The organism is Aquabacter sediminis (genome assembly GCF_028863665.1).
In the GTDB taxonomy this organism is placed as follows: domain Bacteria; phylum Pseudomonadota; class Alphaproteobacteria; order Rhizobiales; family Xanthobacteraceae; genus L1I39.
This window is the reverse complement of the sequence record NZ_JARBFX010000005.1, coordinates 440,842-452,539: the sequence shown is the minus strand read 5'-3', so window position 1 is coordinate 452,539 and position 11,698 is coordinate 440,842. Positions and strand designations below refer to the sequence as shown.

Annotated in this window: 9 protein-coding genes; 8 read left to right on the top strand and 1 reads right to left on the bottom strand. The window is 67.7% G+C overall.

All coding sequences use genetic code 11. The features are described from left to right. Positions 1 to 34 precede the first annotated feature (34 nt). From PV781_RS13115 to PV781_RS13080, 8 genes are all read left to right on the top strand, one after another. Positions 35 to 1,099 (top strand): ABC transporter substrate-binding protein, encoded by a 1,065-nt coding sequence (locus PV781_RS13115; RefSeq protein ID WP_274776072.1) that lies wholly within the window; start codon positions 35 to 37, stop codon positions 1,097 to 1,099. A 270-nt stretch (positions 1,100 to 1,369) separates the two neighbouring features. Continuing rightward, complete coding sequence (locus PV781_RS13110; RefSeq protein ID WP_274776071.1) at positions 1,370 to 2,203, top strand: ABC transporter permease; 834 nt, start codon at positions 1,370 to 1,372, stop codon at positions 2,201 to 2,203. Between the two features lie 7 nt (positions 2,204 to 2,210). Then, positions 2,211 to 3,017, top strand: a complete 807-nt coding sequence (locus PV781_RS13105; protein WP_274776070.1) for an ABC transporter permease — start codon at positions 2,211 to 2,213, stop codon at positions 3,015 to 3,017. Beyond that, positions 3,017 to 4,693 carry a class I adenylate-forming enzyme family protein gene (locus PV781_RS13100; RefSeq protein WP_274776069.1) on the top strand — a complete coding sequence of 559 codons (1,677 nt, stop codon included), beginning with the start codon at positions 3,017 to 3,019 and terminating at the stop codon, positions 4,691 to 4,693. Before PV781_RS13105 ends, PV781_RS13100 begins: the two co-directional genes overlap by 1 nt. Then, a complete protein-coding gene (locus PV781_RS13095; protein WP_274776068.1) occupies positions 4,686 to 6,278 on the top strand; it encodes a phytoene desaturase family protein in 1,593 nt (530 codons plus the stop codon). Before PV781_RS13100 ends, PV781_RS13095 begins: the two co-directional genes overlap by 8 nt. Before the next feature lie 78 nt (positions 6,279 to 6,356). After that, entirely contained in the window at positions 6,357 to 7,427 is a 1,071-nt protein-coding gene (locus tag PV781_RS13090) for an ABC transporter ATP-binding protein (RefSeq protein ID WP_274776161.1), read from the top strand. Positions 7,428 to 7,442: 15 nt separating this feature from the next. Then, a complete protein-coding gene (locus PV781_RS13085; RefSeq protein WP_274776067.1) occupies positions 7,443 to 8,294 on the top strand; it encodes an amidohydrolase family protein in 852 nt (283 codons plus the stop codon). A 113-nt stretch (positions 8,295 to 8,407) separates the two neighbouring features. Beyond that, entirely contained in the window at positions 8,408 to 9,328 is a 921-nt protein-coding gene (locus PV781_RS13080; protein ID WP_274776066.1) for a LysR family transcriptional regulator, read from the top strand. A gap of 1 nt (position 9,329) precedes the next feature. Here PV781_RS13080 and PV781_RS13075 read toward each other — a convergent pair whose 3' ends face one another. Beyond that, the gene (locus PV781_RS13075) at positions 9,330 to 11,693 is read right to left on the bottom strand and encodes a response regulator (protein WP_274776065.1); all 2,364 of its coding nucleotides are present in this window, start codon (positions 11,691 to 11,693) and stop codon (positions 9,330 to 9,332) included. Between the last annotated feature and the right edge of the window lie 5 nt (positions 11,694 to 11,698).

Below are 11,698 nucleotides of genomic sequence, written 5' to 3'. Positions count from 1 at the left end.
GAAACAACCGGTTGGTGAGGGGAAGGCAAAGAACATGACACAAGACACGAAGGGAACGGGCGCGAACGGCCTCAATCGCCGGTCGCTGCTCATCGGTGCTTCCGCCGCGCTGGCGGCGCCTCTGGTCATTACCGGCCGCGCCCGCGCGGACACCACGCTCACCGTCACCTGCTGGGGCGGCGACTACCGCGCCGGCGTGGAACGCTGCTTTGCCAAGCCCTTCACCGAGGCCACCGGCATCGCCGTGCGCCTGGTTGATAATGCGGACCTTGCCCGCATGAAGGCGCAGGTGGAGAGCGGGCGGGTGGAATGGGACGTGTTCGACAGCGTCGGCCCGCAGATCACGGCCGGCGCCAAGGACAATCTGTGGGAGCCGGTGGACACCAAGATCGTCGACCGCTCCGACCTCTTCGCCCCCGGTGGCCCCACTTATGTGGGCACCTATATGTTCGCCGGCGGCCTCGCCTTCGATCCCAAGCGCACCCCTGCGGACAAGGCTCCCGCCGATTTCGCCGCCTTCTGGGACGTGAAGACCTATCCCGGCCGCCGCGGCCTGCGCCCGCGCATTTCCGAGACGCTGGAAATGGCGCTGATCGCCAGCGGCGTGGAGCCCTCCAAGCTCTATCCGCTGGACGTGGAGCGCGGCTTTGCCGCCCTCGACAAGATCAAGCCCCACATCAAGAAGTGGATCGAGACCACGCCGCAGACGGTGACCCTCGTCACCGCCAACGAGCTGGACTTCACCTATTCCTATATCAGCCGCGTGCGGCCGGCCGAGATCGGCGGCGCCTCCATCGCCATCTCCACCAAGCAGACGTTGAACTCGCTGGAATATCTGGCCGTACCCAAGGGCACGCCCAATCGCGAGGCGGCCATGCGCTATGTGAACTTCGTCCTGAAGCCCGACCGGCAGACGGCGTTCGCGGAAATGCTGTTCTTCAGCCCCAATTCCAAGAAGGGCCTTGCCGCCGCGAGCCCCGCGGCCCGGCAATACATGCCGGACCTGCAGAACCCCGCCAATGCGGTCGTCAATGACGAGTGGTGGTCCGACAATTACGCCAAGCTCCAGAAGCGTTTCACGGAGTGGCTGCTGATCTGACGGTCGGGCGGCGCGGGGGTGGAGGCTTCATGATGGGAAGCGCCTCCCCGTCCCTTGAAACGTCATGCCCGGGCTTGTCCCGGGCATCCACGGCTCTCCCTTAAGTCCGTCATCGCGGAGCCCCGTGGATGGCCGGGACAAGCCCGGCCATGACGGTGGCTTTTGGGAGATAGGGTGACCGTCAGTCCATATCAGGCCACTCCTTCGCCCGCTCCATAGCCCGTTCCCGAAGGCCGTTCCGAAAGGCCCCCGCATGCCCGGTGCCGCGCCATGAACCATGCCCTGGAAACCCGCTTCGTGGCGCTGCTGATGGCGCCGCTGATGGTGGTGATGCTGCTCTTCTTCCTGCTGCCGGCCGGCTCCATCATCTGGACCAGCCTGCACGGGGCCAAGCTCGACCCCTCCACCTATCTGGACCTGCTGACCAGCGCGCTGTTCCACAAGGTGCTGACCACCACGCTCGTCATCGGCATCCAGGCGACCTTGGTGACCCTGGTGGTGGGCTATGCCATCGCCATGCATCTGGCCCGGCTGTCCCCGCGCCACCGGGCGGTAATGATGATCTTCGTCATGCTGCCCTTCTGGACCTCCATCCTGGTGAAGAGCTTCGCCTTCACCATCGTGCTGGGCGATGCGGGCCTTGTGAACCGCGCCATCGCCTTCGTGTTCGGCAACAAAGAGCCGATCCAGATGCTGTTCAACCGCACCGGCGTGCTCTTGGGCATGCTGAACTTCCTGCTGCCTTTCATGGTGCTGCCCATCCTGAGCAACCTCATGGCGCAGGACCCGGCTTTGGCGCGGGCGGCGCAGACCATGGGGGCGGGGCCGGTCCGCATCTTCCTGCGCATCACCTTGCCGCTCAGCCTGCCGGGCGTGCTCTCGGGCGTCCTCATGTGCCTGTCGCTGGCCATCGGCTCCTACATCACGCCGGCTCTTCTGGGCGGGCGTACGGACATGATGCTGGCCAACCTCGTGGACTTCTACACCCGCCAGACGCTCGACTGGCCCGCCGCCTCCGCCATCGCCGTGATCCTGCTGGTCATCACCGGTGCCATCGTCGCCTTGCTCACCCGCGTGCGGGGCGGGCAGGCGGAAGTGCTGTGAGGGCGCCATGAACGAACTGGTCGACCGCACCACGCGCTTCTGGCGGGCCACCGGGGGCCTTGTCGCCTGGGCCGGCTATCTCTTCCTGCTGATGCCGACGCTCATCATCATCCCGGTGTCGCTCAACGGCTCGCAGAACCTCACCTTCCCGCCCGAGCGGCTCTCGCTGGCCTTGTTCGCGCAATTCTTCGCCGATCCCTCCTGGTGGGGCGCGGCTGTGCAGAGCCTGAAGATCGCGGTGGCCTCCACCCTCCTCACCCTCGCTTTGGCGGTGCCCGCCGCCTATGCGCTGGTGCGGGGCGATTTCTTCGGCCGGCGGGCGCTGAACCTCTTCCTCATGAGCCCCATCCTCGTGCCCGTGGTGGTGCTGGGCTTGGGATTCTATTTGAATTTCAACACCTTCCGCATCGGCGGCACGGACCTCGCCCTGGTGCTCGCCCACACCATCCTGATCGCCCCCTTCGTGGTGGTGTCGGTGAGCGCGGGCCTGCGCCAGATCGATCCGGCGCTGGAGAGCGTCGCCATCATCATGGGCGCCTCCCGGGCGCGGGTCTTCTTCCAGGTGGTGGTGCCGCAGATCAAGGATTCCCTGGTGGTGGGGGCGCTGCTGGCCTTCCTCATCTCCTTCGACGAAGTGGTTGCGTCCTATTTCGTCGCCGGCCCCGCCACCACCACCTTGCCGGTGAAGATGTACAGCGCCCTGCGCTGGGAAATCTCCCCCGTCATCGCCGCCGTCTCCGCCATGCTGACCGTTCTCTCGCTCGTCTTCAGCATTGCTCTGATCGCCCTGCGCAAGTCTCCCCGAGGTCACTGATGTCCAAGGTTGAAGTCCTGTCCGCGCCCGTGCGCCCCGTCGCGGAGCGGCGCGCCGCCATCGAGGCGGAGCCGCTGCCGGACAATATCGCCGCCCTCATTGAGATGGTCGCCGCCGACGTGCCGGACCAGTTGGCCTGGCACTTCTTCGAGAGCGACGAGCGCGCCACCTATGGCGAGGTCAAAGCCGCCGTTCATGCGCTGGCCCACGGCTTTGCCCGCCACGGCGTGCGCAAGGGCACGCGGGTGGCGGTGATGCTGCCCAACATCTCCGCCTTCCCGCTCACCTGGCTGGCGCTGGGCGTCATGGGCGCGGTGATGGTGCCGGTGAACGTGAATTACCGGGAGCGGGAACTGGCCTATGTGGTCAATGACAGCGAGGCGGAATTCCTGGTGCTGCACGAGAGCGTGCGCCCCATCTTTGAAGCCGCCCGCGCCGAGGGGGCCATCACCGTGCCGGCGGAACGGGCCTTCCTGGTGGATGGAATGGCGGACGGTCATCCGTCCTGGGAGGACTGCCGGGTGGAAGGGGCCGGCCCCTTCGTGCCCTCCGAGCCCGTCGGCCATGATGACCTTCTGAACATCCAATACACGTCCGGCACCACCGGCTATCCCAAGGGGTGCCTGCTGGCGCAGGATTATTGGCTGGTGGCTGGCAAGGTGAATGCCACCCGCGACGGGCGCGTCTATCGGCGGATCCTCGCCTCCACGCCCTTCTTCTACATGGACCCCCAGTGGCTGCTGCTGATGACCTTCTATCAGCGCGGCACGCTCTATGTGGCGGCCAAGCAAAGCGCCTCGCGCTTCATGTCCTGGGTGCGGGCCTACAACATCAATTTCTGCCTGCTGCCCTTCCTCGCCTTCAAGCAGCCGCCCCACCCCGATGATGCCCGCAACGCCATCGTCCGCGCCAATGTCTATGGCTTGCCGAAAGCCATGCATGCGGCGGTGGAGGAGCGCTTCAACCTGGTGGCGCGGGAAGCCTTCGGCATGACGGAGCTGGGGCCCACCCTCTTCATGCCCATTGAGGCCACCGACATGGTGGGCTCGGGCGCCTGCGGCCAGCCCGGCCCCTTCCGCGAATGCAAGGTGGTGGACGCCGAGGGCCAGCCGGTCAAGCCGGGCGAGGAGGGCGAGATGGTGGTGCGCGGCAAGGGCATTTTCCGCGGCTATTACAACCGCCCCGACGCGACGCGCGAGGCCTTCCTGGACGGCTGGTTCCGCACCGGCGACGTGTTCCGGGTGGATGAGCGCGGCTATTTCACCATTGTGGGCCGCACCAAGGACATGATCCGCCGGTCCGCCGAGAACATCGCCGCCCGCGAGGTGGAAGGGGTGCTGCAAGCCTCCGGCGTGGTGATGGAGGCGGCGGTCGTCGGCGTGCCCGACGAGACCCGCGGCGAGGAAATCAAGGCCTATCTGGTGCTGGAGGACGGCGAGGCGCCGGACGCCGCGACGCTGGAGGCGGTCATCGCCCATTGCCAGCGCAACCTCGCGCCCTTCAAGGTGCCGCGCTTCTACGAATTCCGCACGGCCCTGCCCAAGACCCCCTCGCTGAAGGTGGCCAAGCACGTGCTGAAAGCCGAGCAGGCGGACCTGCGGGTCAATTCCTATGACCGGGTGACCGCCGGCTGGCACCTGAAGGACTCAGCCCGGAAGGACACCGCAAATGCGTGACGCCCGCTACGACGTCATCATCATCGGCGCCGGCCATAACGGCCTCGTCTGCGGCGCCTATCTTGCCCGGGCCGGCCAGAAGGTGCTGGTGCTGGAGCGCCGCCCCCTCATCGGCGGGGCCTGCGTCACCGAGGAGGTGTGGCCCGGCTACAAGGTCTCCACCGCCTCCTATGTGATGGCCCTCCTCCAGCCCAAGGTGATCCTGGACCTGGAGCTGGCGCGCTACGGCTATGAGATCCTCAAGCCGCCGCCCATGTTCCAGCCCTTCCCGGATGGGCGCTCGCTCACCTTCTTCGACGAGGAGGACCGCACCTGCGCGGAGATCGCCAAGTTCTCCAAGAAGGATGCGGCGGCTTATCCCGAATACCGGCGCTATATGCGCCGCCTTGCGCCCATCATGCGCGAGATCATCTGGGACACGCCCTTCAACGTCTCGTCCAACCCGCGCGACCTGCTCTCCGCCGCCCGCTTCCTGTGGGGCAAGCGCGGCTATGTGGGGGATTTCTACCAGCTCTATGACCTGCTGACGCTGAGCGCCCATGATGTGCTCAGCCACTGGTTCGAGAGCGATGAAATCCGCGCCGCGCTCGGCTTCTACGCCACCGGCGGCGGCGGCAGCGCCAGCCTGCGCTCCCCCGGCACCGGCTATGTGCTGCTGCGCCCTCTGGTGCGCGACCATGAGACGGCGGCGGGCGGCTGGGGCTTCGTGCGGGGCGGCATGGGGGCCATCAGCGGCGCCATCGCCGCGTCCGGCAAGGCCCATGGCATGGAGGTCCGCACCGATGCGGAGGTGGCCTCCATCCTGGTGGAGAATGGCCGCGCCGCCGGCGTGGTGCTCGCTTCCGGCGAGACGCTGCGGGCGGGGCGCGTCGCCGCCAATGCCAGCGCCCGCACCACCTTTACCCGCCTGCTGGATGCCCGCCATGTGCCGGCGGAGGTGACGGCCTCGGCCCAGAACCTGCGCGCGCGGGGCTCGGTCTACAAGGTGCATCTGGCGCTGGACGCCCTGCCCCGCTTCAGCGCCTTCGATCCCGCCGCCGCCGGCTTCCCTTATCCGGCGCAGGTGCGGATTGGGCCGAGCGTGGATTATCTGGAGCAGAGCTTCGATCCGGCGAAATATGGCGACTATGCCCGCCATCCCTTCATGGTGGCCATGACGCCCACCGTGCTGGACGAGACGCTGGCCCCGCCCGGCCGGCATTTCATGAGCATCATGGCCGGCCACGCCCCCTATGACCTCAAGGGCGGCTGGACCGACGCCGCGCGCGAAGCCATTGGCGATGCGGTGGTGGATACGCTGGAAACCTACGCCCCCGGCTTCAAGGCCCTCGTCCGCGAGCGCCACATCTATTCCCCGGCGGACCTGGAGCGCGTGTTCGACCTGCCCGGCGGCCATGTGCACCATGCGGAAATCAGCGCCGACCAGATGTTCATGCGCCGCCCGGCGCCGGGATACGCGGATTATCGCACGCCGGTGCCCGGCCTCTATCTGTGCGGCGCCTCCGTGCATCCCGGCGGCGGGGTGACCGGCGTGCCCGGCCACAATGCCGCCCGCGAGATCCTGCGCGATGCCAAACGTCGTTGATCGCGTCGTTGATCCCCTTGCCATCGCCCGCCGCCCGCGCGGCCCGGCTTGCCGTTTTCAGGAGTTGCCCCGGTGTCGATGATCGAGATTGAACGGCTGACCAAGAGCTATGGCGACTTCCTCGCGGTCGCCGAGTTCAACCTCACCGTGGCCAAGGGCGAGTTTGTCAGCCTGCTGGGTCCGAGCGGATCGGGCAAGACGACGCTGCTCAACCTCATTGCCGGCATGACGCGGCCCTCCTCCGGCACCATCCGCATCGATGGCGTGGATGTCACCAACCTGCCGCCCAGCAAGCGCGACCTCGGCATGGTCTTCCAGAACTATGCCCTCATGCCCCACATGAGCGTGTTCGAGAACATCGCCTTTCCGCTGCGGGTGCGCCGGGTGCCCAAGGCCGAGATCAAGCGGCGGGTGGCGGAGGCGCTGGACTTGATCCGCATGCCCCATGTGGCCGCGCGCATGCCGCGTGAATTGTCGGGCGGCCAGCAGCAGCGCATCTCGCTTGCCCGCTGCATGGTCTATCGCCCCGCTTTGATCCTCATGGACGAGCCGCTCGGCGCCCTCGACAAGAAGCTGCGCGAGGAAATGCAGATCGAGATCAGCCGGCTGCATCGGGAATCCGGCATCACCATGCTGTGCGTCACCCACGACCAGGAGGAAGCGCTCTCCATGTCCGATCGCATCGTGCTGATGCGGGAGGGGCGGTGCGTGCAGGTGGGCACGGCGGACGAGCTTTATTTCAATCCCGCCTCCTCCTATGTGGCGGACTTCATCGGCCATTCCAACCAATTGCCCTGCACCGTGGCGGGCGAGGCAGCCGAGCGGCTCGTCATCGCGCTGGGCAACGGGTCCTCCCGCCAGGTGCCGCGCCCGGCTTTCGCCGCGTCGCAAGGATGCGCGGCCATGCTCCATGTGCGCCCGGAGAGCGCCAACATCGCCTCCGCGCCGGACGAGACCCATGCGCTGAAGGGCGTGCTGGAGACCTCCATGGTGGTGGGCAGCTGCATCAAGCATGTGGTGCGGCTGGAGAATGGCGACACCTTCCTGGTTCAGGAGCTGAACCACCGCCTGCGCACCCGGCCGGTGCTGGGCTCCACCGTCTATGTGGGCTGGCCGGCGGATGCCGCCCAGCTCCTGCCCGTCGACTGACCCCGGGAGGCCGCCATGCTCATCGATTTTTCGAGCCGCCCGCCGCTGCCGCAATTCCAGAAGACGGCGGGGCACCTCGCCAATTATCGCCGGGTCTACAAATCCAGCGAGACCGCCAGCGCCGCCGAGATCGGCCCCGACGCCTTCGCCGATTATCTGGCCTCCTATGACGCCGTGGATGCCCGCCACATCGTCATCAAGGCGCGGGACCTGACCACCACCTTCGGCTTCAAGATCGCCAATGAGGACGTGGCGCAGTTCTGCGCCGGACAGGGCGGCCGCTTCATCGGCTTTGCCGGGGTGGACCCCCACAAGGGCCCGGCGGCGGTGGACGAGTTGCGCCATGCGGTGCGCGGCCTCGGCCTCAAGGGTCTCAACCTGCAATGCTTCGAATTGCGCCTGAAGCCCAGCGACCCGCTGCTCTTCCCGCTCTACGAGGCGTGCCTGGAGCTGAACATCCCCGTCAACATCCATTGCGGCATCAACTTTTCCACCGCGAGCCTCCTGGATTATGGCCGCCCTTCTTATCTGGACGAAGTGGCCGGCACCTTCCCGGACCTGCGCATCTGCGCCTCCCCGCCCGGCTGGCCCTGGGTGCAGGAACTGATCGCGGTGGCCTGGCGGCACAAGAACCTGAATATCGGCATCGTCTCGGTGCGCCCGAGCCTCCTGGAGCGGCCCCATGCGGGCTATGAGGCGCTCCTCGTCTATGGCGCCAAGGTCTTGAAAGACCAGATCATCTTCGGCACCGGCTTTCCCATGCTGCCGGTGGCGCGCACGGTGGCGGAACTCGACGCCCTGCCCATTCCCGACGACGTGCGGGCCCGCTGGGCCTATCACAACGCCGCCGCCTTCCTGGGGCTGTGAGCGACACGGCCACCATGGCTCGACACCCGGCAAGCCCGAAGCTACCCTCGCCGCAAAGCGGGATTTCCGCGCACCCGCTGGCGCCGCGCGGGGGGAGCCAGCCCGGTTTCGCCATGAACATCCGTCACCTGCTGATTGTCGATTTGGTGATGGATCTGGGCTCGGTGAGCGCGGCCGCCCGCCGGCTGCGGGTGTCCCAGCCCTCCATCACCAAGACCGTGCATCTGGCAGAGCAGGAACTGGGCATTCCCCTCTTCCGCCGGGTGGGGGGGCGCCTCCAGCCCACGCCCGAGGCGCAGCTTCTCCTGCCGGAGGTCAAGCGCCTCGCGGGCTTCGTGGAGAATTTGCGGGACCTCGCCGACCAGATCCGTGACGGCCGCTCGGGCCGCATCCGGCTGGCCACCTCCTCCTCCATCGCCAATTCCATCGTGCCCGACGCGGTTGCCCTGCTGCGGCAGGACTGGCCGAGCCTGTCGGTGGACGTGATGGCCTATGCCACCAAGGATGCCATCGAGCAGGTGAGCCGCAACGAGGCGGATCTGGCCATTGCCGACGTGGCTGTGCGCGATCCCGGGCTTGAGGCCTCGGTCCTGTGCGAGGCGGACATGGTGTGCGTGCTGCCGCGCGATCATGCCCTCGCCGGCGCCGCGCGCCTCAGCGCGAGCGAGCTCATGGGCGAATCCATCATCACCTTTTCCGACGGCACCACGCTCGGCCGGGCGGTGCGCGGCGCCTTTCACGAGGCCCATCCCCGCTTCCAGATCGCCAGCACCGTCAACCAGTCCACTGCCGCCTGCGCCATGGTGGCGCGCGGACTGGGGGTGGCCATCATCGATCCCTTCCCGGTGCTGGCGGGCGCCTATGGGGGGCTCGCCATGGTGCGCTTCGTGCCGGAACTGGCCATCCGGCCGGTGCTGGTGCATCGCCGCGACCTGCCCCAGTCGCAGCTGGCGCTCGCCTTCCAGCACGCCATCCGCCAGGCCCTCGGCGACATCGCCGCCCGCTCGCAGGTGCTGCGCGAGGTGAAGGGCTAGATCACGCTGCCGGGGCGCCGTGCTCCTTCTGCCCGGCCTCCACCAGCGCCTGCGCCAGCTCCGCGCGACGGAAGGGCTTGTTCAGGCGCACCAGGCTTTCCGCCACGCGCGGATCATCCGCATAGCCGGTCACCAGAACCACCGGCAGCCCCGCCGCCTTCACCGCATCGGAATGGGCGAGCTCCGCCCCCGTCATGCCGGACATCAGGTGGTCGGTGACGAGCACGTTGGGCTTCACGCCTTGGCCCAGCAGATGCAACGCCTGCTCAGCGGAACTTGCCACCACCACCTGATAGCCGAGATCGTTCAGCATCTCGGCGGTGGAGATGCGCACCAATTGCTCGTCCTCCACCAGCAGCACCGTGCCCCGGCCCGCGCGCACCTGCCCTTCCTGCGGCCGCGCCGGCGCGGGCGCACTCTCGTCCGCCACCGGCAGCCACAGGTCCGCGCGGGTGCCGAGCCCCACCCGGCTGTGCAAAGTCAGGCCGCCGCCCAGTTGCGCGGCCAGGCCATGCACCATGGACAGGCCCAGGCCCGTGCCCTTGCCGATGCCCTTGGTGCTGAAGAAGGGCTCGACCGCCCGGGCCAGCGTCTGCGCATCCATGCCGGTGCCGGTATCGGCCACGGAGAGGCGCAGATAGCGCCCCGGCGGCAACTTGGCGGCATGGTCGGCGCCCACCACCTCCTCCTGCGCGGAAATGTGCAGCTGGCCGCCATCGGGCATGGCGTCGCGGGCATTCACGGCCAGGTTGAGGATGGCCATTTCCACCTGGTTGGCGTCCGCATGGGCGGGCGGCAAGGTCTCGGGCGCATCTGCGGTGACCTTGATGCGCGGGCCAGAGGTGGAGGCCACCAGCTCGCCCATGCCCTTCACCAGCGCCGCCAGATCCACGGAGGTGGGCTGGAGCGGCTGGCGGCGGGCGAAGGCGAGCAGACGCTGCACGAGGGTCTTTGCCCGCTCGGCGGCCTGGAGCGCGCCTTCAATGAGCGGCTTGGTGCGCTCGTCGCCCACATTGCGGCGCTGGAGCAGGTCCAGCGAGCCGATGATGGGGGTGAGCAGATTGTTGAAGTCATGGGCCACCCCGCCGGTGAGCTGGCCCATGGCCTCCAGCTTCTGCGACTGGCGCAGCGCCTCCTGGGCGCGCACCAGTTCGGCCGTGCGCTCCATGATGCGCTGCTCGAGCGTTTCATTGAGGCGCTTCAGGGCCTCCTCGGCGAGCTTGCGCTCATGATTGTCCTCGGTGGTGCCGTACCATTTGACGATGGCTCCGCTCTCGTCACGGCGGGGAAAGGCGCGCGAGCGCGCCCACCGCACCTCGCCGGTCTTGCGCAGGATGCGCAATTCCACGTCGAAAGGCTCGCCCGTCGCCACCGCCCTGTGCCAGGCGGCCAGGCACCGCGCGCGATCCTCCTCGTGGATGCCGTGCGTCCAGCTTTCGCAGAGCCCGCTCGTCCCGGTCCAGGCGGACCAGCGCTCGGCCACGCGGTCGAACTGGCCGTCGGGGGTGGCGGTCCAGGCCACCTGGGGGTTCAGCTCGACGGCGAAACGGTAGTGGGCCTCGCTCTCCTTCAGCGCCTCGTCATTGAGCCGGCGCTGGGTGATGTCGTTGAAGAGAACGGCGACGCGCCGTTCCTCCGGCCGTCCCACCCGATAGGCGAAGACATCGAACCAACGGCCCTCCAGGGCGCTGGCCTTCTGCTCGAATCGCTTGGGCTCGCCGGTGCGGGCCACCTCGCCATAGATGTCGAACCAGTGCTGCTCGTGCTCCGGTGCCAAGTCCCGCATGCGGCGGCCCACTGCCTCGCGCAGACCCGTCTGGCGCTCGAAAGCAGGATTAAGCTCAAGGAAGATATAATCCTGCGCCTTGCCGTCCGCATCGAACTCCACCTCGAAGATGCAGAAGCCGGATTCGATGGAATTGAACAGGCTGCGATAGCGCTCCTCGCTCAGCGCCAGGGCGGTGGCCGCCTCGCGTGCGGCGCGGCGGTCGCGCGCTTCCCGCAGCGCCCGCTCCACCACCATGGGAACGCGGGCGAGGTCGCGCTTGGTGACATAGTCTGTGGCCCCGGCCCGCATGGCCTCCGTCGCCCGCTCCTCGCCCAGCACGCCGGAGATGAAGATGAAGGGCGTCTCCGGCTGGAGGGCGCGCGCGATGGACAGCGCATCGAGGCCGAGGAAGTCGGGGATCGAATAGTCCGAGAAGATGAGGTCATAGGAGGCACGTGCCAGCGCCGCCTCATATTCGGGGCGAATGCTGACCTGCGTCACCTGCGGCGCGCCCTCCACTTTTCGAAGCTGGTGGGCGATGAGCTCGGCATCGACGGGGCTGTCCTCAAGCAGGAGGAACTGGAGCGGGGTCGCCATTGCCG

Bases quoted from the DNA above. Each gene is read 5' to 3' on its own strand.
- PV781_RS13075 (WP_274776065.1), bottom strand. From the start codon at position 11,693: ATGGCGACCCCGCTCCAGTTCCTCCTGCTTGAGGACAGCCCCGTCGAT.
- PV781_RS13105 (WP_274776070.1), top strand. From the start codon at position 2,211: ATGAACGAACTGGTCGACCGCACCACGCGCTTCTGGCGGGCCACCGGG.
- PV781_RS13080 (WP_274776066.1), top strand. From the start codon at position 8,408: ATGAACATCCGTCACCTGCTGATTGTCGATTTGGTGATGGATCTGGGC.
- PV781_RS13115 (WP_274776072.1), top strand. From the start codon at position 35: ATGACACAAGACACGAAGGGAACGGGCGCGAACGGCCTCAATCGCCGG.
- PV781_RS13110 (WP_274776071.1), top strand. From the start codon at position 1,370: ATGAACCATGCCCTGGAAACCCGCTTCGTGGCGCTGCTGATGGCGCCG.
- PV781_RS13095 (WP_274776068.1), top strand. From the start codon at position 4,686: ATGCGTGACGCCCGCTACGACGTCATCATCATCGGCGCCGGCCATAAC.
- PV781_RS13100 (WP_274776069.1), top strand. From the start codon at position 3,017: ATGTCCAAGGTTGAAGTCCTGTCCGCGCCCGTGCGCCCCGTCGCGGAG.
- PV781_RS13090 (WP_274776161.1), top strand. From the start codon at position 6,357: ATGATCGAGATTGAACGGCTGACCAAGAGCTATGGCGACTTCCTCGCG.
- PV781_RS13085 (WP_274776067.1), top strand. From the start codon at position 7,443: ATGCTCATCGATTTTTCGAGCCGCCCGCCGCTGCCGCAATTCCAGAAG.